Below are 21962 nucleotides of genomic sequence, written 5' to 3' on the forward strand. Positions count from 1 at the left end.
TTGAATTAAGATTTTAAAAAATTATTACGTATTTCGTAATTACTTATGAAACTACTTCTTCTAAATTTTTATCAAAAGTACGTTTTCCGAATATGTTTTCTAAGTCATCTTTAAAGATTACTTCTTTTTCAATCAGAATATCAGCAAGTTGGTTTAACTTGTCCTTGTTTTCCTCTAAAATCTGAATTGCTCTCTGATATTGACCTTCAATTAACTCAGAAATTTCTTTGTCAATAATTTTTGCAGTCTCATCAGAGTATGGTTTAGAGAAGTTGTATTCGCTCTGTCCAGTTGAATCGTAATACGTAACATTACCGATTTTGTCATTCAATCCGTAAATAGTTACCATAGCACGAGCTTGACGAGTTACTTTTTCTAAATCACTTAATGCACCAGTCGAAATTCTGTCGAAAGTTACTTTTTCAGCAGCTCTACCTCCCATAGTAGCACACATTTCGTCTAACATTTGATCTGTTCTAACGATTTGTCTCTCTTCTGGTAAATACCATGCAGCTCCTAAACTTTGCCCACGAGGAACAATTGTTACTTTAATTAGTGGTGCAGCATGCTCCAGCATCCAGCTTACAGTAGCGTGACCGGCTTCATGAATTGCAATTGCTCTTTTTTCGTCTGGAGTAATGATTTTGTTTTTCTTTTCAAGACCACCAATAATTCTATCCACGGCATCAAGGAAATCTTGTCTGTCAACTGCGGCTTTGTTGTTACGAGCAGCAATAAGAGCAGCCTCGTTACAAACATTGGCAATATCAGCACCAGAGAATCCTGGAGTTTGTTTTGCTAAGAAATCTAAATCTAGACCTTCAACTTTTTTGATAGGAGCTAAGTGTACTTTGAAGATTTCAGCTCTTTCGCGAATATCTGGTAAGTCAACAAAAATTTGTCTGTCAAAACGTCCTGCACGCATTAAAGCTTTGTCTAGAACGTCAGCTCTGTTTGTTGCTGCCAAAACGATTACGTTAGAGTTTGTACCAAAACCGTCCATTTCTGTCAGTAATTGGTTCAAAGTATTTTCTCTTTCATCGTTTCCGCCAGACATATTGCTTTTTCCTCTCGCTCTACCAACAGCATCGATCTCATCAATGAAAATGATAGCAGGAGATTTTTCTTTAGCTTGTTTGAATAAGTCACGTACACGTGAAGCACCAACACCTACAAACATTTCTACGAAATCTGAACCTGATAAAGAGAAGAAAGGTACTTGCGCTTCACCAGCAACTGCTTTTGCCAATAAAGTTTTACCTGTTCCCGGAGGCCCTACCAATAAAGCTCCTTTTGGAATTTTACCTCCAAGATTCGTGTATTTTTCAGGGTTTTTAAGGAATTCAACAATTTCTTGAATTTCTTCTTTAGCACCTTCTAAACCTGCAACATCTTTAAATGTAGTTTTAATGTCTGTTTTTTCATCAAACAATTTAGCTTTAGATTTTCCGATATTGAAAATCTGTCCGCCTCCGCCAGCGCCTCCACCAGACATTTTACGCATAATGAAAATCCATACACCAACAATGATGATGATAGGAAGTAAGCTAATTAAAATATCGCTCCAGTTATTTTTTTGAAGGAAGTTGAAATCTTTTAATTTTCCTTCGCTAACTGCTTTTTCTAATTTAGTCTGAAAGATTTGATCATTACCAATTTCCAAAGTATAGTGTGGGCCTTTGTTTGGCTGTTTGAAAATATCTTCAGCAACTTTTTTGTTTGCTGGGTCTTTAAGAGCCGCAGCATTCAAGTATACCTCAGCTTCTGCTTTGTTGTAAACAATTACTTTTTCAATTTGTCCTTTTTCTAGAAGGGTGTTGAATTTAGAAGAAGTTAATTGAGCAGGTTCGCTTAAGCTTGATCCTCCTGTGGCAAAACTTATGAATAAAAAAACTAAAAGTATTGCGGTGTATATTAACCAAGGACTTATTTTAAATTTATTCGGATTTGGATTATTATCTTTAGCCATTTAATGAAAGTTTCTTTAGTATTTGTTCTCGATTGAAGTTATTTTGGCATCGCCCCAAAGGCTTTCGATGTTGTAATATTCGCGAATATGTTTCTGGAAAACGTGTACTACAATATGTACATAGTCCATTAAAACCCATTCTGCATTATCGGTTCCTTCTACGTGCCAAGGTTTATCTTTTAAGTCTTTTGATACAATTTTTTGAATTGAGTTTACGATGGCGTTTACTTGGGTGTTTGAGCTACCGTTGCAAATAACAAAATAGTCGCATACAGCAGTATCTATTTCTCTTAAGTCAAGAATATCGATATCATTTCCTTTTACTTCCTCAATCCCTTTGATTATGTTCGCCAGTAGAACATCATTATTAACAGTCTTTTTCGCCATGAATTATTTTATATGAATTTGTAAAGTTACCAAATTTTGTGATTATTTTTGAACCTTAACAAAATATTAAATTAAGATATTTAAATTATTTAATGAAACTAATCAAACTCGATGCCATAGATTCTACAAATGACTTCTTAAAAGCTTTATCAAGTCAAGATGAACTGGAGAATTTTACAACGGTAACAGCTGAAAATCAGACAAAAGGCAAAGGACAAGTAGGTGGCGTATGGAAGACTGAAGCGGGTAAGAACTTAACTATGAGTGTCTTGGTGAAAGATTTCCTGTTTAATAACGACGAAGTTTTTAATTTGAGCGTCTTGGTATCTTTATCTGTTGCAGAGGTTTTAAAAGCATTAAATATTCCTGATATTTGTATTAAGTGGCCAAACGACATTCTGTCATACAATAAGAAATTGGTTGGCATATTAATCGAAAATACCTTAAAAAGCGATGGCAGAATCGTGTCAGTTGCTGGAATCGGAATCAATGTCAATCAAACCGATTTTACCGAATTGCCAACTGCTTCTTCTATGGCAGTAATTGCTGGTAAATCTTTCGATAAAGAAAAATTGGCAATTTTAATTGTCGAAAAACTAAAAGAGAAAATTCAATTATGGAAAACAGAATCACAAACCTTTTGGAACGATTATTTCAATTTTTTATTTAAAAAGGGAATTCCGACTGCATTTAGAGATAATAATAATCAAGATTTTATGGGAATCATTCAAGGCGTTTCTCCAATTGGTAAGCTACAGGTTTTGTTAGAAGATGATTCGATTTCCGAATTTGAGATTAAGGAAGTTAAGATGCTTTACTAAGGTGCTAAGGTTCTGAGATGCTAAGATTCTAAGTTTTTTATTTTTATCTCGCAAAGTCGCTAAGACGCTAAGTTATTAATGGTTTAATCTTAAAATAAATGTTTGAGTCTCTGCGACTTTGCGAGAGCATAAAAAAAAATGTCCAACAATAGTCGGACATTTTCATTTATAATTCACAATTAATAATTCACCATTATTAAAGCTTGTTCATATTGTTTGCTAAAGTTTCAATAAACTTACTAATAGGACCTTTAACCATCATCGCCATCATAGCGTTGAATTCTCCTTCAAAAAATAATTGAACAGCGCTTTCTGAATCAGAAACAGTGTCAATATTTGAAGTTAGTGTAAACGGAAGTTTATCACTTGCAGCACCCAAAACAATTTTGTTTGGAGCTACTTTATCTTTCATCTTTAATTTGATTTCAGGCATTCCTTTCAATCCAAAAATAAAAGCGTCTTCGCCAGTCACTTCAAATTTAGCAATATTGTCTGGCATTAATTTTTCGAAATTCTTTACGTCAGTCAATTGATCGAATAAATCTTGAGCTGATTTCTGAACAGTAACTTTTGGACTTTCTAAGTTCATATTGTTTTTTGTTTTTTTTTTTGTTTTACCGCAAATGTTTTTTTACCGCAAAGGACGCAAGGTTTTTTATGTTACTTTGACTTTATTTAAATTCGCAAAGCTGAAATTTAAATAAAATCCCAATTTTTTAATCCCGATAGCTATCGGGACAAATTCCAAAAGGAGCAAAGCGATTTTAAAATCTAAAATCTAAAATCTTATTCCTGTCCCCAAGTAGACGGGCTTACGCTCCATTCTTGCAGAGTAGATTGCTGATCTTCTGTGATGTATTGTTTTTGAACTGCTAAATCTAACAAGTTTTCGTAGTTGCTTAAAGTGAACAAATCAACGTTAGCTTCTTTAAAGTTTGCTTCGGCAACACCAAAACCATAAGTAAATACAGCTGCCATACCTTTAACATTAGCACCTTCGTTTCTTAAAGCTTCAACAGCCAATAAACTACTTTTTCCGGTACTAATTAAATCCTCAACAACCACAACATTTTGTCCTTTTTGCAAAAAACCTTCTACTTGGTTTTGTCTACCGTGTTTTTTTGGTTCCGGACGCACGTATACGAACGGAAGACCTAAGCTTTCGGCAACCAAAATTCCAACTCCAATGGCTCCAGTAGCAACACCAGCAATCACATCAGGTTTTCCAAATTGTTTTTCGATGTTTTTAGCAAACTCATCACGAACATAGTTTCTAATGCTCGGAAATGAAAGAATTAACCTATTATCACAGTAAATAGGAGATTTCCAACCAGAAGCCCATGTAAAAGGATTTTCGGGATTCAATTTAATTGCATTTATTTGCAAAAGCAATTCGGCTGTTTTTTCGGCAGTATCTTTATTAAAAATCATAGTACAAATGTATAAAGTTTTTGTAAACGACAAACCACTTTTTTTGACAAATGAAATCTCGAAGGAAACAGATTTCCAATTGTTCTTGTTGGAGAGTATTGATATCGAACAGCTTATTATAAAAATTTTTCAAAATAAAATTCAAAAAGCGATTCTATATCATCCTGACGAAAGTGAGATAATGAAAACCCTTAAAGCCAAGATTCCCGTGAATAAAGCGGGCGGAGGTTTTGTCTACAATAAGAAAGGCGAAGTCTTGTTTATCTTTAGAAACGGAAAATGGGACCTGCCAAAAGGCGGAATCGAGAAGGGGGAAGACATTGAAGCGACGGCTATGCGTGAGGTAGAGGAGGAGACAGGAGTAAACCAGCTTCGTATTACGAATAAACTTCAAAAAACCTATCACATCTTTAAACGCAACGGAAAATACAAATTAAAAATCACGCATTGGTTCGAAATGTTCTCCGATTTTGAAGGAACACCACACGGTCAAATCGAAGAAGGAATAGAAAAAGTAGCGTGGTTAAACCCAGAACAAATCAGAGAAGCACTTAAAAACTCATACGAAAACATCAAATTGTTATTCGAAGAAGAAAAAAAAGTTCCAGTAGATTTAAAGACAAAGAAAGAAAACTTAGAATCTTAGTAGCTTAGCATCTTAGCATCTTTAAAATAAGGGCGTGCCACCAATAAAAAAAAGACCCAATCAACTTTGCGTTCATTGGGTCTTTTTTTTATTGCTGTCGGGCTTTCGCCGCTACTTCGGTAGCCTGGCTCTATCCCTCACGCGGGCACTCGTCTTTAAAAGTTCATTTGGTTTTTAGTGAGAACTTTTTTATTCGCTATCCTCGTTTTTAATGCCTTTGAGCAAAGCATAAATTGCCATTGCATGACCTTGCCCTAAGGCGAAATCATTTTTAAGCCAGTTTACAATATCTCCAGCTTTTACTTCGGGTTTTAACTCACCGTTTGCAGTAAAACCTTTTTGCTCTGCCAAAGTTCTAAACTCAGCTGGACCATTTCCTGTTTTTTCTTTAATCGTTTTTAGGTATCCTTGAAATGACATAAAATAAAAGTTAGAAGTTAAGTAAAACGAAAATACAAATTAAAAGTAGGATTAATATTCGGTTTTTTGAATTTCTTTAGCTCAACTTTTTTATAAAATTAGCCTAGTGCATTCTAGGACTATTTATTTTATCGATATAACTTATTTAACTTTTTTATAAACTTTGTACAGCAAATAAAGTATTGCTATCCCAAAAAGTAAACAAAAAAATTGCCAAGCCATCAACGAATAATCGTAATCTTTTATAACTGCATTCATAATGTCTAAAGTTTCTGTTTTACGGTTAAAAAAATAAGGTTAAGGTACTTTAATTGACCTTTTTATTAATTATCAAAAAAGATATTTTAGAAAGCAAATTAAGACTTTTTTTTAATCTAATTTTAAGTTTGTCAAAGTTTTAAACTTTGACAAACTTAAAAGTTAACACCGTAGAATCTCAGAAACTTAAAAACTTACTTAATTTCATGTCTCAAAAATCGTACTTTTGTTTAAAACCTAGTAACTAAAAAGATTAAATCATTTTAATGGTACGATACCATTTAAATCTGTTTGTTACTAGATATTTGTTATGACCTTTTTATATTATCTTTGACTTATGAGCACACATACAAAACCAAGCCATATAGGCCGAAAAATAAGCCGAATTCGTGAGCTTCGTGACATGAAGCAAGAAGCTTTGGCTCAGGCTTTAGGAATGAGCCAACAAACTGTTTCAGCTTTAGAAAATAGCGAAGAGATTGATGATGAAAAGTTAAAACAAATTGCTAAAGCTTTGGGAGTAACTGTTGAAGCGCTGAAAAACTTTTCAGACGAAGCGGCAATTAATTTTTTTAATAGTTTTACAGATAACAGTGCAGGAACTTTTAATAATCATTGCAATTTCAATCCATTAGATAAATTGATTGAAGCTTACGAAGAAAATAAAAAGCTTTATGAACGTTTGGTTCAAGCTGAAAAAGATAAAGTGGAGTATTTAGAAAAAATATTGAAGGATAAATAAGATTTTTTTATTCTTTGTGGAATATAGAAAAGCCTAATAAATCTTGTGTTTTATTAGGCTTTTTAATTTTGTCTATTGTAGCTGGCGCGAGCGTCTTGCTCGTTCTCTTTTTACGTATTGATTTAGATTGCGTTCACGGGCGGGACGCTCGCGCCAGCGGAGGAAGTTTTTTGATTTTCTGATAATTGGCATCGGTAAAACCCATTATCGTTTTCCTGTATTCGTAGGTCATTTTTACACGTTCGGCATATTTTTTCAGCATGTGCATTTCGATAATAAAACATTTTAACTATTAAAACAAAATAAATGATTGTATTTTAAAAAAATTATGATACTATATCATCTAATAATTCTTTTAGCTTATTTTTTTCTTCTGACAATTCTAATGGTAATTTCTCAAATATCTTATAGAAACTGCGTTGTAAATTAGGATATTTTTCTAGTAGAAGTGGTTTACATTCAGTTTTTTTTGTTTTAATAGTTTCAGAAATTTTAATAGCTCTTTTGCAAGATTGTCTTACTGCCAGTCCTCCATCTTTTACTTTACTATAATATTTAATACATTGACAAATCCAATATAGTAATTGCACATTTTTAAGTGGAGTATTTTCTAAGCACTGATTTGAGAATAATCTAGCACTTTCACCTCTTATTTTATAAAATTTTTCATTTAAATCCTTTTTGATTTCCTTATGCATTTTCTTCTTTTCCGCCGCAAAGATTTTCCTAGTCTGTTTTATTATTTGTGTTTTAGCAACAGTTATGTTGTACAAGTAAGATGCACCGATAAAAAGAGTTAAAAGACCAAAGAATACTAAAAATATTGTATTATTGGTAGATGTTTGGTTTGTTAAAATATCTTTGTATACTTCGGCTTTATCTATTTTTGTAGCGGTAATCGTTTGATAGATTGTATCTCTGACAATAATTGTATCGTGTATTACTGTAATTGGTTTGGTCATTTAACTTTTGATTAGATTGAATGAAATTTATAAATGCTAAAATTGATAAAGTAGCATAACTTCTTATATTAGGGCGTTTTGATTATTGAAAGCCTCACTAGATTACTCTGATTTTCTAGCTATTAATAATCCAAAAGCAAATGATTTAGGAGCTTCTTTAACGCCGTGATGTTGAAACATTCCATAATCAACAATAACATATTCATTTGTGACTTCAATTAAGGATATGTCAGCTGAAGATTGTGGAATAACAAATACAACAGGTTTTTTGACAAATATTGGTAGTTGGTCACCTATTATGGTTGTCATATTTTTAAAGTAAAACTTTTTATTAATTTCAATTTTTACTTCATTTTGATAATGATTTTTAATTTCTAAATTATCAATAACATAAAAACTTTTATCTAGTACATTTCTTTTTTTGATATTGTTTATTGTGTCCTTTAGTGATAATAGATCTTTGTTGGATGCTAGCATTTCTTTAGAAAATTTGACTTTGCTTAAATCCATTTTTCTCAGAAAAATATCATAAGCATTTATTTTGGTATCGTATTTTGCAATATTGGAATCTAATGACTTTATCTTTTTGTCATACAATTTTAATTTAATATCTAGTGAATCTGTTTTCTTTTGAAATTCTGCTACAAAATTTTCGTATTTGTCCACGCCAAAAAAACCTGCAACAGCTATTACTATAACACCAACTGAAGTTATGAATTGCAACTTATATTTCAATTCGTAATATCGGTCATCACTTATTCCATTGTAATTATATTGGTTGTTCTGTTTTTTAATTTTTAATAAACTCGCAAAAGACATAATAACAAAAACAGTTATTACCAATAAGAAAATATAAATTAATGTCATCTTTAAATTAAAGTTGTTTATAGGTATTTACAATTATCAATAACCATTATAATTATTTTATAAACTTATATAAAAATAATTAAACAATTTTTGCAGCTTAGACAAAGATTTACACGTAAAATCTTAGCGCACTTTGCTTAAAAAAATCTACAGAACACGATAAACAGGATACTGCATATGCGCCTTTTCGTAATAAACCGAATGCTTGTAAATCCAATCCAATTGTGCTTCGGCGCTTCTAGCAAATTCTCGGTCGTTTTGTTTTTTAGCTTCTAATTCTGCTTTTAGGTCTGGATTTTCTTTTAAAAGCTGTCCAGCAGTATCTTCAAAAATATATTCTGAGTAATGTTCTTTTTGCTGTAAAATAGGGTCGAAGAAATTCCAGTTAAAGAACGAATCAACGCCCTCTGGTTCAAAAGCTTCTACAAGATATTTTACACCTTTTTGGTTGGTTGGAACTAGGTAATCTCCTTTGGCGAAAGCCATTTTAACAATTTTAGAAGTTACGGTTGTATTTCTATGCATATAATGACCTTCGTAAGCGGACGGAACCGTTTTAAAATCGGCAATTCTGTAGCTTTCGACTTCTATAATAGTATCGTTTTTAATCTCTTTAAACGAGGTGTTATTGTTTTTTAAAAGATCAATAATATTCCAATATCCTCTTGGAACAACATAAGCCGTAGGAATCACCACTTCTTTAACCGATTTAAATTCTTTGATGTACGGAACGTCTTTTTTGTAAGGTTTGCTTCGGTCGTAATACAAACGATTTCCTGTTGTAGCGTCGCTTTTTTTGTAACCTGCTTCATAACCTAAAAACGAAAAAGTGGTCGCTTTTGTACTGTCCAATTCCCATTTTAAAGTGTATGATTTCTTTGGCTGATATTGCTCCAAATTTTGTACTCTTAATTCTTTTATTTTTTGATAATTAGCATCGGTAAAATCCATCGTCGATTTCATGTATTCGTAGGTCATTTTTACACGTTCCGCGTATTTTTTCAGCATGTGCGTTTCGACTACAAAACCAATTGTATTAAATAGTGAAGTATAACCCGTTGTATATCGCGGACTATCAACAAACTGTCCGAAACCTTTGTCAGGAGTATCTTTAAACGAATCGACATAAGGCGTAGTTTCGATTTTCTTTTTCTGAAGATCTTTTACCAAAGCTGGCATCATTTCGTTATTCATAAAATCGCCCAAAACTGTTCCCAGTTTGTTGTGCTGCGTCATGATGTACGTCAGTTTGTATTGATAATCAGAACCGTTACTTACGTGATTATCGATAAAAACATCTGCATTTATTTTCTGAAAAATCTCCACAAAACTTTTTGTATTTCGAGTATCCGATTTCATTAAATCACGATTCAAATCGTAGTTTCTGGCATTTCCTCTAAAACCATAAATCTCTGGGCCATCTTGATTGGCACGCGTTGTCGAATTTCTATTTAAAGCACCACCAATATTATAAACTGGAATGGTAACCAAAACGGTGTTTTTTGGCGCTTTCATTTTTCCTGTTGCCAAATCTCTGTAGAATTGCATTGTGGCATCGATTCCGTCAGGTTCTCCTGCGTGGATTCCGTTATTGACAAAAAGAACGGCTTTGGTTTTCTGAATTTTATCAAAATCAAATTCCTTGTCAGGATTAAAGGTAATCATGTGCAAAGGTTCACCAGAATCTGTGAGTCCCATTTCTTTCATTTGAATAGTCGGGAAATCGGCAGCAAGCATCTTCCAGTAAGCGATAGTTTCCTGATAAGAAGCAGATTGATTACCGTTTCCTTTCTCAAAAAAGGTATCGTATTTCTTATTGTTTTGAGCGGAAATAGTGATGGTGAAAAGTGAAAAGAGAATGGTGAAAAGTTTCATGGTTTTGGGTTTTTGATGGTCAAATATAATAGTTTTATTTGTTTAAATTTTCAAGTTTCAAGTTGATATGCTTTGTGGTTATTAGTCTCTCGCAGATTTTGCAGATTTAGGAGATTTTTTATTTTGGTATTTAAAATTTAATCTGCTTGATCTGCCAAATCTGCGAGAAACAAAATTCAACAGCATTCAAATCTGAACACTAAAAACTGTAAACTGCCAACTATTTTTCTCTACTTTTGCAGAATGAATAAAAAACACCATTCCAACGATATACTTTCGAATTTAGGAATTCAGAGCCTGAACGAAATGCAGGAAACGGCACACGATGCTATTTTAAACGAAAACAACGTTTTATTACTTTCTCCAACAGGATCTGGAAAAACATTGGCGTTTTTGCTTCCTATTTTAGAATTGTTACAGCCTGAAATTCTTTCTGTTCAATGTTTGATTTTGGTTCCGTCACGTGAATTGGGGCTTCAGATCGAACAGGTTTGGAAAAAAATGGGAACGCAGTACAAAGTAAATATTTGTTATGGCGGACATTCAATTGATACTGAAATCAAAAACTTAAGCAATCCGCCAGCAGTTTTAATTGGAACGCCTGGAAGAATTGCCGATCATATTGACAGAGAAACTTTTAGAACCGATAAAATTCAAACTTTGATTTTGGATGAATTTGATAAATCGCTTCAATTAGGATTTCACGAGCAAATGTCTTTTATCATTGGCAGATTGCCGAAAGTCAATAAAAGAGTTTTGGTTTCTGCGACTTCAGATATTGAGATTCCGAAATATACACGAGTGGTAAACCCGACGGTTTTAGATTTTATTCCTGAGGAAGAAGAAAAAGCCAATCTATCTATGAAAATGGTGATTTCGCCATCTAAAGATAAATTGCAGAGTTTGTTCAATTTGATTTGTTCGTTGAAATCAGAATCGGCTATTATCTTTTGTAATCATAGAGATGCTGCAGAACGTATTAGTGACACTTTAAACGAAAAAGGAATCTATTCAGTTTATTATCATGGCGGAATGGATCAAGAAGAACGTGAGCGTGCTTTGATTCAGTTTAGAAACGGAAGCGTAACGTATTTGGTTACAACAGATTTGGCTGCCAGAGGTTTGGATATTCCAGAAATGAAACATGTTATTCATTATCATCTTCCGTTAAAAGAAGACGAGTTTACACATAGAAACGGTCGTACGGCGCGTATGCAAGCAACAGGAACGGCATATATTATCATTCACGAAAGTGAAAAGCAACTAGATTACATTGATTATGAAATGAAGGTTTTGGATGTTGAAGGAAAAGTTTCGCTTCCGAATCCGCCTCAATTTCAGACTATTTACATCAGCGGCGGAAAGAAAACTAAGTTGAATAAATTTGATATCGTAGGATTCTTTTCTCAAAAAGGAAAATTAGAAAAAGACGATTTAGGTTTAATTGAAGTAAAAGATTTTGTTTCGTTTGCAGCAGTTAAATACAATAAAGTAAAAGAACTTCTGAAAAATATCAAGGATGAAAAAATGAAAGGCAAGAAGTTTAAAATCGAAGTTGCCCGAAATGTCATCAAGAAAGTAGAGGAGGAGAAGAAAGGGAAATATTGATTTTAGATAAGTAAGAGGAAAGATGCGATAAGCAAGATGTAGATATGAAGATTGGAATTTATAATTTAAATTTTCGTATTTATTTTATTGTATTTCAATAGTTTAGAATTGAGTGACTAAGTTTTACAATTTTATGTTAAAAAAATAACGAATTGATAGGTGTTTTTTCAATATTTCTATGTTTTTTTGTGTTCGTAAAATTGTAACCCCAAATACTATATGAAAAAGATTATTACTCTTGCCGCATTGTTTTTTACTTTTATTTCGTTTGCACAGGTTAAGGTTCTAGAAACAGTTCCTGTAGAAAAATTAGGAAAAGTAAATAACAACTACATTCAGAAAATTGGTGACGAATACACTGTGTATTACACTATCGTTCAAAGTGATGACGATTCGACTTTGAGAAAATTTTCATTTAAAAACATAGATAATGCTTATAATTCTTTATACAACATTATCATGGGCGGATTTACAGCTTCTCCGTTGTACGATATCAAATTAGAGTTACCTAACAACTACATTTGGTTGCACTACACAGGAAATGTGGTTCCAGACAAAGCTACAGTTCAATTTATGGTTTCTGGTAAAGAAAGAGACGCAGCAACAAACAATGTTTCTGAGCCATTCGTAAAAGACCAAATCAATAAATTATTCCAGAAATAATTTTTCGTTAGAAACAATATATTAAAAAGCCCGTTCAGTTTTATGAACGGGCTTTTTTTGTTTCAAGTTTCAGGTTTCAGGTTGATATACCTTGTTTTTGATTTTACCGCAATCCTGATAGCTATCGGGAGCAAAGTTTTTTTCTAATTTAAGACTTTATAAAAGCGCAAAGTTCGCAAAGCTTTATGGATAAAACTTTGCGAACTTTGCGTAAATCATTGTGTCCTTTGCGGTTAAATTATTAGTATTCTAAAAAAGCTTAGAATCTTAGCATCTCAGAACCTTAGCACCTTTTTTAAATCTTCTTCACATACTGCGTAATAATCACAATCTGCTGTCCGTCTACTTTTCCTTCAATATATTCAGCGTTTTCGTGGTCTAAACGGATGTTTCTAACAGCAGTTCCTTGTTTGGCAACCATGCTCGAACCTTTAACTTTAAGATCTTTGATTAAAACAACTGAATCTCCGTGTTGTAGTACTACGCCGTTACTGTCACGGTGAACTAATTTATTTTCGTCATCTTCGCCTTCTCCTGTTGCTTTTGCCCATTCAAGAGTATCTTCATCTAAGTACATCATATCAAGCAATTCTTGTGGCCATCCCGCTGAGCGCATACGGCTTAACATTCTCCAAGCCACAACTTGAACAGGAATATTTTCGTTCCACATACTGTCGTTAAGGCATCTCCAGTGGTTTAAATCAACATTGTCTGGATTTTCGATTTGGTCAATACAAGTGTTACAGGCAAATATAGCTTCATCAATTCCGCCTTTTTTAGTTGGCAGGACTTGATAAACTTTTAAATTTTCTTCATTTCCGCAAAGTTCACATTTTGATCCGCTTCGTTTGCTTAATTCTCTCTCGATACTCATTGTTTGGTGTTTATTTTAAAAATGCGAAATTACTTATAATTGATAAGCATTGCAAATTTAATGATTAGAACTATTTTTGATTTAAATCGGGTTTAAGGTTTTTAATCCAAGTAATAATTTCGGTCAAGGCTTTTTGGTCCATGCCATATAAATCATTGTATTTTTTTGTTTCTTTCCAGTCATCATTACCTTTTATTAAGAAGTGATTTAAGCCATCGATTATTCTAACATCAATGTTTTTATTATTGACTGAACGTAAAAGATCGGCAGTTTTTTCACTTTCTAAGAAACTATCATTAGAACCTGCTATGAATAATAAGGGGATATTTATGTTTTCAAATACAGTTTTGGCACTTACTTTTTTAATGCTATTAAAAGGGAATTGTGATTTAGTAAATCTTCCATATTTTTCAAATGGAGTTGACATCAGTACAATAAAATCTAAATTCAGACCTTTTTGATAATTATCGATAGTTGCAATTCCTCCCAAACTATGTCCCAAAATTCCAATACTTTTTTGAGATAAATTGCTTGCTTTTTTAATATTAGTATAAGCATAATATAGATCACGTATTATTTGATCTACACTAAAATTAATATTTCCTTCTGATTCTCCAACTCCACGATCATCAAATCGGTAAACAGCAATATTGTTTTTTAATATTTCTTCTGCTAAAACGTAATGAGAATTTTTTGTATTCTTTCCACTACCAGGAACAATTATAATGATCTTTGAATATTCTGTTTTGGGAGATATTAAAGTACCGCTTAATTTTTCATTATTTTCGGAATCAATAAAATCAATTTTGTCAAAATTGTATTGACTAGGATTTTCTATTTCTTTTTCAAAATCCTTATCTTTTTGTGCTAGTAATTTGTGTGATGAAATTGTCAGAAAAAATACATGTGTAATAATGTAGAAAAGAATTTGTTTCTTATTCATATTATTTTTTCACTCTAACTGCTTCTGGAACCAGCATTTCATATTCTCCACCATGACGCAATACATCGCGTACAATGCTCGAACTGATAAATGAGGTACTTGCAGCTGTTAGCAAGAAAACGGTTTCTATTTTCGAAAGTTTTCTGTTGGTGTGGGCAATGGCTTTTTCAAATTCGAAATCGGCAGGATTGCGCAAACCTCTTAAGATGAAATTGGCTTTTTCTTTTTTAGCGAGATCAATCGTTAAGCCTTCATAGGTAATCACAGAAACTTTTGGTTCGCCTTTGAAGGTTTCTTCAATAAAGCGTTTTCTTTCTTCTAACGAAAACATGTATTTTTTTTCGGCATTGACACCAATGGCAATTATGATTTCGTCAAATAAAGGAATGGCTCTTTTTATAATGTCTTCGTGCCCTAATGTAATTGGGTCGAATGATCCTGGGAATATGGCTTTTCGCATTTTTTTAAGGTTCTAAGGTTCTGAGATGCTAAGATTCTAAGCTTGATTAGGATTATGATGAATCTTAGTTTTTATTTTTCTGGAATTTGTTTAAGTGATTCTTTTTGAGTTTATTGCTGTTACCCATTCGTCTTTGTGGCAGATTTCGCAGTTTGCAGTTCCTTTTAGCAACTCTTGTGTGTGTCCGCAGAAGGAACAAGCATAGATTCCGTTGGTTGGAATTAATTTGCTCTTAGCGTTAAATAAAGAAGGTAAAATAGGCAATCCGTATTTTACTTTTTCGTCGGGATAAAAAAATACGCTTATTTCTCCGCTTGGTTCTATAAAAGCATGTTTTACTTGTCCTAAATGTTCGATTGATTTTACGCGAAGTTCTGAGAAAAATTCATCTTGTGCCAAAGTTTCTTTTTTAAAACTCGATATGGAAAATTTTCCATCATTAATTAAACATTCGGTTTTGCCTTCTATAAACTCTTCGAATTTTTTGCTTTTTCCAGTAAGCCATGTCACAGAACGGTACAAGATAATAATGACCAAAAAGACAATTGCTGCCGGAATGATTCCGACATCTTCATAAAACATAGGATCGCCAGCAGCAGAACCTAATGCAATAATGATTACAGTTTCAAAAATCGATAATTGTTTTACACCTCGTTTACCAGCCAATTTTAATGTTAGCAATAAAATAGTGAACATTACTGTCGAACGAAATATTACTTCCAAAAGGAAAACTTCTGGCAATTCATTAAAAAAAAGTCTATTCCATTCGAAGATTTCTTTCATTTTCTTTTAGTTACTAAGGTTTTAAGTTGCTGAGATTCTAAGTTTTTATTTTGTTGCTGGAATTTTGTATTCAAGTTCTTTCGCTTCTAATGGGTATTTAGCTCGTTTGATTTTTATTATTTCATTATTATCATAAAGTTTAATGATTGCTTTTTTTGAATAAGATACTTTTCGATCTGAATAGTTTTCATTTTTATCTAAATCATCTACTTCGTAAGGCATATAAGCATCAAAATCATTATGTGTTGTAAAAATGCTGTCGGTTGTTATTCTATCTATTTTAAAACATGAATAATAACCGTTTGAAAACTTTAAATTATAAACATCACCTACCTGAGGTTTTTTTATTAAAATTGCTGTTTTGTTATTATTGTTAATATAAGTATTTATACTATAAATAATGGCTAAAAGCATTATAATGCTTCCAGAAAACATCCAAACTGAACTTTCTAATTTTTGATTTCGTAATTTTTCTTGTGCGTTGGAAGATAAATCATTGTAATCAAATAAAATTTCACAGTTCCTACATTGTATATTTACATATTTCCCGACGGGAAAAAGAGGAATCATAGTAATATGAGTATACGTTTTGTATATACTAAAATGCAGAGTGTTTTTAATCTCGCATTTAGGACATTTTTCATTTGAAATTATCCCATTTTTTACATTTGAATCTCGAGTTCCGACTAGAAAGAGCATATTTTATTAAGGTTCAGAGAGGCAAAAAATTAAATTGTTTTATAAAAAACAAAGGTGCTAAAATCTTAGAATCTTAGCACCTCAGTATCTTAGTGTCTATTTTAAAGCTAACTCAATTGCATTTGTGAACAAATCTTCTAGTGAAATTCCGGCTGCTTTTGCTTGCTGCGGAATTAAACTTTCGGTTGTTAAACCTGGAATAGTGTTCATTTCCAGCATGTGCGGTTCGTCGTTTACGATAATGAATTCGCTTCTTGAGAAACCTTTCATTTTTAAAACTTCGTAAGCGCGTTTTGCTGTTTCGCTTACTTTTTTAGTCAATTCGTCAGAGATTCTTGCTGGTGTGATTTCCTGAGATTTTCCTTCGTATTTCGCTTCGTAATCGAAGAAATCATTGTCTGATACAATTTCTGTAATTGGCAATACTTTAATTTCTCCCTGATAGTTAATTACACCAACAGAAACTTCAGTTCCGTCAAGGAAACTTTCAATGATGATTTCGTTATCTTCTTTATACGCAACTTCAATTGCAATTGGCAATTCCGCTTCGGTTTTTACTTTTGAGATTCCGAAACTTGAACCTGCTTTGTTTGGTTTTACGAAACATGGCAATCCAACTTTTTTTACGATTTCGGCTGTATTGATTTCATCTCCTTTGTTTAGATAATAAGAAATAGCAGTTTTGATTCCGTATGGTTTTAAAACAGATAATAAATCTCTTTTATTGAATGTTAATGCAGATTGGTAATAATCGCAAGAAGATTGTGGCATGCCGATTAATTCAAAGTAAGCTTGCATTAATCCGTCTTCGCCCGGAGTTCCGTGAATGGCGTTGAAAACACAGTCAAAAGTAATTTTCTCGCCGTTTACTGTTACAGAAAAGTCATTTTTATCGATTGGGAATTCGGCATCGTTTTGGTCTACATAAACCCATTTTTCTTTGAAAATGTGAATACGGAATCCGTTGTATTTTGTTTTGTCAAGATATTGATACACGACATTCCCGCTGATTAATGATATTTTGTATTCGCTGGAATAGCCGCCCATGATGATGGCAATGTTTTTCATGTTTTTGTTTCAGGTTTTAATTTGTTTCAAGTTTCAGGTTTTGCCGTAAATCGTTTAAATCTGTTTTGAAACTTTATTTGATATATGTTTTTTTAATAAATAACGTTCTTATGAAATAGAGTGCCCTAGCCCTGATAGGAGCGGCATCTCCCGATTTAGAAAAACAAGGCTTTTTAGCCGTAGTTTTTGTTTATCGGGAATACAGCGGATAGCAGGAAGCAGCTCCTGAAAATTATCCTTCGGCTTTGCTCAGGATGACAATCATGGCACTTTCTTGTTTTAAACAAAATTATCATTTTTTTTGAAACGAAATACTTTATCTTTGTCGCTATTAAAAATAAATTTATGAGTTTACGTCAGTATTTAACAAGCCGAGTTTTTTTCTTGCAATTGCTTGCGGCCGCAGCTATAATTGCGGTTATTGGTTATTTATTTATGCATTGGTTAACTTTTACAACAGATCACGGACATGAAATTGCTGTTCCGAATTTGTCAAAACTAACTGAGGAACAAGTGGAAAACAAATTGGACGAACTTGATTTAGATTACGTTCTTTTGGATAGTGTTGATTACAGAAGTGAATACCCAAAATATAGTGTTGTGGAGCAAGATCCGTTGCCTGGAACGATGGTAAAAGTGGGTAGAAAAATTTATATCAAGATTAATGCTTCTGGTTTTTCTTCTGTGAAAATTCCAGATTTAATCGAGAAAACATATCGTGAAGCTGTACCAACGTTAAAAGCATTAGGTCTTGAGCCTGGAACGATTACGTATATTCCGAATCTTGGAAAAGACATGGTTTTGGAAATGCGTTTGAAAGGAAGAAACTTAAAAGTAGGAGATAGAGTGCTTAAAGCTTCTAAAATTGATTTGGTTTTAGGAGACGGAAAAGCAAGTTATGTAGATGAAAGTCAGGCAACAGATAGTACTGCGGTGCCTGCAGAAACCCCAAATGATGAACAATAATATTGAAGAAAATTTAGATCTGGAAGACGAATTATTTGAGCACTACAGATTTGAAGTACCAAAAGGTCAGGCGTTTTTGCGTATTGACAAATATTTAATGTATTTGATTCCGAATGCCACACGAAATAAGATTCAGAATGCGGCAACTAATGGAAACATTTTTGTGAATGAGATTCCAGTAAAATCAAATTACAAAGTAAAACCTTTTGATGTGATAACGGTTATGTTGTCGCATCCGCCATTTGAAAATCATATTCTTCCTGAAGATATTCCGTTGAATATTGTTTATGAAGATGATGCTCTTTTATTGATTAATAAAGAGCCTGGAATGGTTGTACATCCTGGTCACGGAAATTATACAGGAACTTTGGTAAATGCTTTGGCGCATCATTTTGATAATCTGCCAATGAACAGCAGTGAGCGTCCAGGTTTGGTTCATAGAATTGACAAGGACACTTCTGGTCTTTTGGTTGTGGCTAAAACTGAAGCGGCTATGACGCATTTAGCAAAGCAATTTGAAGCTAAAACTACCGAACGTGAGTATATTGCTCTGGTTTGGGGAAATGTTGTGGCTGAGAGCGGTACAATTGAAGGAAATCTTGCTAGACATTTAAAAGACAGAATGCAGATGGCGGTTTTTGATGATCCAGAAATTGGAAAACCTGCTATTACGCATTATAAAGTTTTGGAGCGTTTTGGTTATGTGACTCTTATTTCTTGTAAATTGGAAACAGGAAGAACACACCAGATTCGTGCGCATATGAAACATATTGGTCATCCGTTATTTAATGATGAGCGTTATGGAGGTCATTTGATTTTGAAAGGAACGACTTTTACAAAATACAAACAGTTTATAGAAAATTGTTTTAAAGCTTTACCACGTCAAGCACTGCATGCTAAAACGCTTGGATTTGTTCACCCAACTACGGGAGAAATGATGCGTTTTGATACAGAATTGCCTCAGGATTTTCAGGATTGTATCGAGAAATGGCGTGTTTATGTGAAATCGCATAATACGGAAGAAGAGAATTAATTAGATAATTTGCCAATTTGAAAATTAGATAATTCTTATACTAAATAAAAAAAGCTCCTTTTTGGGAGCTTTTTTTATGATTCTATTTTTACATTTCTGTTTAGAAATATTGAGATTTTTTCTGCTATTTCATATGCATCTTTTTCTTTTAATTGTTTTTTAATGATGTAATCATTAGAAGAAATAGGAAAAACATCCAAGTATACTTTCCAGCCTAAACTATATTTCTCGTTGAGATAAACTACATTTACAGATTGTAATTTATATAATTTGCAGTGAAGTTTATTATTAATATACAAATCTTCATCTCTAATACTAAACACATGAAATTTGTTTTTGTACCATTCAAAATAATCATTAAACAGTACATATGTGAGTGCTGGCATTGCAATGATTATTGAGATAAAGGTTTCAGCGATTAGGTCAGGTTTTAATTTGCTTATAATTAATAGCAATATTGAAAAGAAAATTATCCAAGGAACAATCAGTGATTTTTTATTGAAATAAAATGAAATAGTCATTTCGTTATCACCATTTTGCAAGATCTCGTATTTTTCCATTCGTTATGACTGTTTTTAGAAAGATTTAATTCTTAAATCAGTTATTTTGACTTCTCCGTTGCTTATGAAACCTAATTTCCCTTTTTGATTTAAATTGCTTTTTTCAAGGGAACATTCTAATGAAGTCTGGTTGTCTACAGAAAAGTATAATTGGTTGTTTTGAACTCTAATTTTTATAACATACCATTTGTTGTTTTCCAACTTCATTGGTTTTTTGAATAGGGTTGGACCGCCTCGTTTGCCATACGAATCGTCTTTTTTATCATAAAGTCCGTCGCCAATTACTAGGTTTTGATCAATTTGATATAAATATGTTCTAATGTATTTTCCTTTATTCAAATTGAGCATGGTTTCGAATAAAGATGCATTTGTCATGTTGACTTTAAAATCAATTTCATAATTCTCTGGAAGCTGTTTCTTTGAAATTAAAACTCCCCAAGGTGAAAGAGAACCATTTCCAGTAAGGGTATCATTTTTTAAAATCCATTCTTTAGAATCAATTGTCCAATCTGATTTTAATTCTTTTGATGTATTAAACGTATATTCTTTTTTTACTGTTGAAATGGTGCTAGAACAAGAAATCAACACGAATGGTAACAGTAGAAATACTGCAAATTTTATTTTCATTTAATTTGATTCTGAGTGATGTTTTATTTTTCCGATTGAACCTGTTTCAGATGGCAAAAGTTCAAAAACAGAAGTAGGAGCAAGACCTTGTTCGATTCGGTGCGAAACATAGAGTATGGAAACGTTTGTTTCTTGTTTTATGGTGTTGATAAGCTGAATTACCAAATCTACATTTTCGTCGTCTAAACCTTCTACGGGTTCGTCTAAAATTAATAATGGCGGGTGTTTTAAAACTGCACGAACGATTAATGCAACGCGTTGTTGGCCAATAGAAAGATCAATAAAACGTTTTTTGCGTAAATGCGTCATTTCGATTACTTCGAGCCATTGTGTTACAATATTTTTCTGATGTGTTGTAGGTTCTGTATACAATCCGATTTGGTCAAAGAATCCTGATAATATCATCTGTTCAACCGTATGGCTTTTCTGGAACAGATCCATCATAGAAGTAGCGTAAATCCCGATTTGTTTTTTAATATCCCAAACACTTTCTCCGGTTCCTTTTTTTCTTCCAAATAAAAATAAATTCTGTCCAAAACCTTTTGGATTGTCTCCTGTGATCAAAGATAAAATAGTACTTTTTCCGGAACCATTTGGACCGACTAACTGCCAGAATTCGCCTTGTTTTATTGTCCAAGAAATATTGTTGAGAATCTTTCTTTCGTCATAACTAACTGAAACATTTTCGAGTCTGATTAATTCGTCTTCTGGAAAAGTATGGACTTCCGTTGCTTTTGGAATTGCAGTTGTGTTTAATGTTTTGAAATGATTTTCGGCTTTTTTAAATGGATGCAATTCGAATGTATTGTCTTTAATTTGAGCTTTATTGGGCACAAATTCTAGCACATCAACGGTACGATTTAAAAGCTGAATAATTGCAATATCGTGGGTTAGATCTTTTAACGAATTGGCTAAAACAACTCTTGAAGCCTGATCCAAATGGTCAAAAGGATTGTCGAAAATAATGTAATCCGGTTTCTGATTGATACAGTATTTTAAAAACTCTTTTTTTCGCTCGCCGGAAGAAAAAGTTCGAAGTTGTCTGTGCGAATCTGGAGAAGCTTCAACGCTGTCGTATTGAAACTCTTTTTCGATAAATTTTTCAATTGCAATATCAGAAAATAGTATTCCTTTTTGATTGTTAAAAACAGCTAATTCTCCAGTTGCTTCGCCGTTTAATATATTTTCTATTAATTTCTTTTTATTTACCTGATTTGATAAAAGTATATCCCAGTGTTGCATTGTAATTTTTATTTGTATTATTTTTTTTAGCCACAGATTATAAGGATTAGAGAAGTTT

Annotated in this window: 24 protein-coding genes; 7 read left to right on the plus strand and 17 right to left on the minus strand. The window is 32.8% G+C overall.

Annotated features, from left to right (window positions below; genetic code table 11):
* Positions 1-43 precede the first annotated feature (43 nt).
* Positions 44-1969: an ATP-dependent zinc metalloprotease FtsH gene (gene ftsH / locus AC5ZCW_RS20660; protein ID WP_177210091.1), complete on the minus strand. Its 1926-nt coding sequence runs from the start codon at positions 1967-1969 to the stop codon at positions 44-46.
* Positions 1970-1984: 15 nt separating this feature from the next.
* A complete protein-coding gene (gene rsfS, locus AC5ZCW_RS20665) occupies positions 1985-2356 on the minus strand; it encodes a ribosome silencing factor (RefSeq protein WP_177210090.1) in 372 nt (123 codons plus the stop codon).
* Positions 2357-2448: 92 nt separating this feature from the next.
* Here rsfS and AC5ZCW_RS20670 point away from each other — a divergent pair, with 92 nt between their 5' ends.
* Positions 2449-3177, plus strand: coding sequence for a biotin--[acetyl-CoA-carboxylase] ligase (locus AC5ZCW_RS20670; RefSeq protein ID WP_496121536.1), 729 nt, complete (start codon positions 2449-2451; stop codon positions 3175-3177).
* A 196-nt stretch (positions 3178-3373) separates the two neighbouring features.
* Here AC5ZCW_RS20670 and AC5ZCW_RS20675 read toward each other — a convergent pair whose 3' ends face one another.
* Both AC5ZCW_RS20675 and pyrE read right to left on the minus strand, forming a co-directional pair.
* On the minus strand, positions 3374-3766 hold the full coding sequence (locus tag AC5ZCW_RS20675) for an SRPBCC family protein (protein ID WP_111283220.1): 393 nt from the start codon (positions 3764-3766) through the stop codon (positions 3374-3376).
* Between the two features lie 197 nt (positions 3767-3963).
* Positions 3964-4608 (minus strand): orotate phosphoribosyltransferase, encoded by a 645-nt coding sequence (pyrE, locus tag AC5ZCW_RS20680; protein WP_343543505.1) that lies wholly within the window; start codon positions 4606-4608, stop codon positions 3964-3966.
* Positions 4609-4615: 7 nt separating this feature from the next.
* Between pyrE and AC5ZCW_RS20685 the strand changes: the two genes are divergently transcribed.
* Positions 4616-5254, plus strand: a complete 639-nt coding sequence (locus AC5ZCW_RS20685; protein WP_496121537.1) for an NUDIX hydrolase — start codon at positions 4616-4618, stop codon at positions 5252-5254.
* Positions 5255-5443: 189 nt separating this feature from the next.
* Here AC5ZCW_RS20685 and AC5ZCW_RS20690 read toward each other — a convergent pair whose 3' ends face one another.
* Positions 5444-5674: a DUF4287 domain-containing protein gene (locus AC5ZCW_RS20690; RefSeq protein ID WP_250835607.1), complete on the minus strand. Its 231-nt coding sequence runs from the start codon at positions 5672-5674 to the stop codon at positions 5444-5446.
* Between the two features lie 595 nt (positions 5675-6269).
* Between AC5ZCW_RS20690 and AC5ZCW_RS20695 the strand changes: the two genes are divergently transcribed.
* The gene (locus tag AC5ZCW_RS20695; RefSeq protein ID WP_496121538.1) at positions 6270-6674 is read left to right on the plus strand and encodes a helix-turn-helix domain-containing protein; all 405 of its coding nucleotides are present in this window, start codon (positions 6270-6272) and stop codon (positions 6672-6674) included.
* A gap of 326 nt (positions 6675-7000) precedes the next feature.
* Here the strand turns inward: AC5ZCW_RS20695 and AC5ZCW_RS20700 are convergent, their stop codons facing one another.
* The 3 genes from AC5ZCW_RS20700 to AC5ZCW_RS20710 all read right to left on the minus strand — a co-directional run bounded on the left by AC5ZCW_RS20700 (position 7001) and on the right by AC5ZCW_RS20710 (position 10378).
* Entirely contained in the window at positions 7001-7636 is a 636-nt protein-coding gene (locus AC5ZCW_RS20700) for a hypothetical protein (protein WP_496121539.1), read from the minus strand.
* A 102-nt stretch (positions 7637-7738) separates the two neighbouring features.
* On the minus strand, positions 7739-8503 hold the full coding sequence (locus tag AC5ZCW_RS20705; RefSeq protein ID WP_496121540.1) for a hypothetical protein: 765 nt from the start codon (positions 8501-8503) through the stop codon (positions 7739-7741).
* A gap of 147 nt (positions 8504-8650) precedes the next feature.
* A complete protein-coding gene (locus AC5ZCW_RS20710) occupies positions 8651-10378 on the minus strand; it encodes a M14 family metallopeptidase (protein WP_496121541.1) in 1728 nt (575 codons plus the stop codon).
* A 243-nt stretch (positions 10379-10621) separates the two neighbouring features.
* Between AC5ZCW_RS20710 and AC5ZCW_RS20715 the strand changes: the two genes are divergently transcribed.
* Complete coding sequence (locus AC5ZCW_RS20715) at positions 10622-11986, plus strand: DEAD/DEAH box helicase (RefSeq protein ID WP_496121543.1); 1365 nt, start codon at positions 10622-10624, stop codon at positions 11984-11986.
* A gap of 219 nt (positions 11987-12205) precedes the next feature.
* Positions 12206-12649 (plus strand): hypothetical protein, encoded by a 444-nt coding sequence (locus AC5ZCW_RS20720; RefSeq protein WP_109192792.1) that lies wholly within the window; start codon positions 12206-12208, stop codon positions 12647-12649.
* 295 nt (positions 12650-12944) lie between these two features.
* Here AC5ZCW_RS20720 and AC5ZCW_RS20725 read toward each other — a convergent pair whose 3' ends face one another.
* From AC5ZCW_RS20725 to AC5ZCW_RS20750, 6 genes are all read right to left on the minus strand, one after another.
* The gene (locus AC5ZCW_RS20725; protein WP_496121544.1) at positions 12945-13523 is read right to left on the minus strand and encodes a PhnA domain-containing protein; all 579 of its coding nucleotides are present in this window, start codon (positions 13521-13523) and stop codon (positions 12945-12947) included.
* A 70-nt stretch (positions 13524-13593) separates the two neighbouring features.
* A complete protein-coding gene (locus tag AC5ZCW_RS20730; RefSeq protein ID WP_343543491.1) occupies positions 13594-14466 on the minus strand; it encodes an alpha/beta hydrolase in 873 nt (290 codons plus the stop codon).
* Position 14467: 1 nt separating this feature from the next.
* A complete protein-coding gene (coaD, locus tag AC5ZCW_RS20735; protein WP_496121545.1) occupies positions 14468-14926 on the minus strand; it encodes a pantetheine-phosphate adenylyltransferase in 459 nt (152 codons plus the stop codon).
* A gap of 90 nt (positions 14927-15016) precedes the next feature.
* Entirely contained in the window at positions 15017-15709 is a 693-nt protein-coding gene (locus tag AC5ZCW_RS20740; RefSeq protein WP_343543488.1) for a DUF421 domain-containing protein, read from the minus strand.
* A gap of 45 nt (positions 15710-15754) precedes the next feature.
* Positions 15755-16408 carry a zinc ribbon domain-containing protein gene (locus AC5ZCW_RS20745; RefSeq protein WP_496121547.1) on the minus strand — a complete coding sequence of 218 codons (654 nt, stop codon included), beginning with the start codon at positions 16406-16408 and terminating at the stop codon, positions 15755-15757.
* Between the two features lie 96 nt (positions 16409-16504).
* Entirely contained in the window at positions 16505-17476 is a 972-nt protein-coding gene (locus AC5ZCW_RS20750; RefSeq protein ID WP_496121548.1) for a D-alanine--D-alanine ligase, read from the minus strand.
* A 345-nt stretch (positions 17477-17821) separates the two neighbouring features.
* Between AC5ZCW_RS20750 and AC5ZCW_RS20755 the strand changes: the two genes are divergently transcribed.
* Positions 17822-18442, plus strand: a complete 621-nt coding sequence (locus tag AC5ZCW_RS20755; RefSeq protein ID WP_281632108.1) for a PASTA domain-containing protein — start codon at positions 17822-17824, stop codon at positions 18440-18442.
* Positions 18432-19475: an RluA family pseudouridine synthase gene (locus tag AC5ZCW_RS20760; protein ID WP_177212495.1), complete on the plus strand. Its 1044-nt coding sequence runs from the start codon at positions 18432-18434 to the stop codon at positions 19473-19475. The genes AC5ZCW_RS20755 and AC5ZCW_RS20760 overlap by 11 nt, the downstream gene beginning before the upstream one ends.
* Positions 19476-19549: 74 nt before the next feature.
* Here AC5ZCW_RS20760 and AC5ZCW_RS20765 read toward each other — a convergent pair whose 3' ends face one another.
* The 3 genes from AC5ZCW_RS20765 to AC5ZCW_RS20775 are packed head-to-tail and all read right to left on the minus strand — an operon-like array spanning position 19550 to position 21904.
* A complete protein-coding gene (locus tag AC5ZCW_RS20765; protein ID WP_343543481.1) occupies positions 19550-20035 on the minus strand; it encodes a hypothetical protein in 486 nt (161 codons plus the stop codon).
* A gap of 15 nt (positions 20036-20050) precedes the next feature.
* Positions 20051-20662, minus strand: a complete 612-nt coding sequence (locus tag AC5ZCW_RS20770) for a 3-keto-alpha-glucoside-1,2-lyase-like domain-containing protein (RefSeq protein ID WP_343543480.1) — start codon at positions 20660-20662, stop codon at positions 20051-20053.
* Positions 20663-21904, minus strand: coding sequence for an ATP-binding cassette domain-containing protein (locus AC5ZCW_RS20775; protein WP_343543478.1), 1242 nt, complete (start codon positions 21902-21904; stop codon positions 20663-20665). It lies immediately after the preceding gene.
* Positions 21905-21962 lie beyond the last annotated feature (58 nt).

It is taken from the genome of Flavobacterium sp. PLA-DH12 (genome assembly GCF_059511845.1).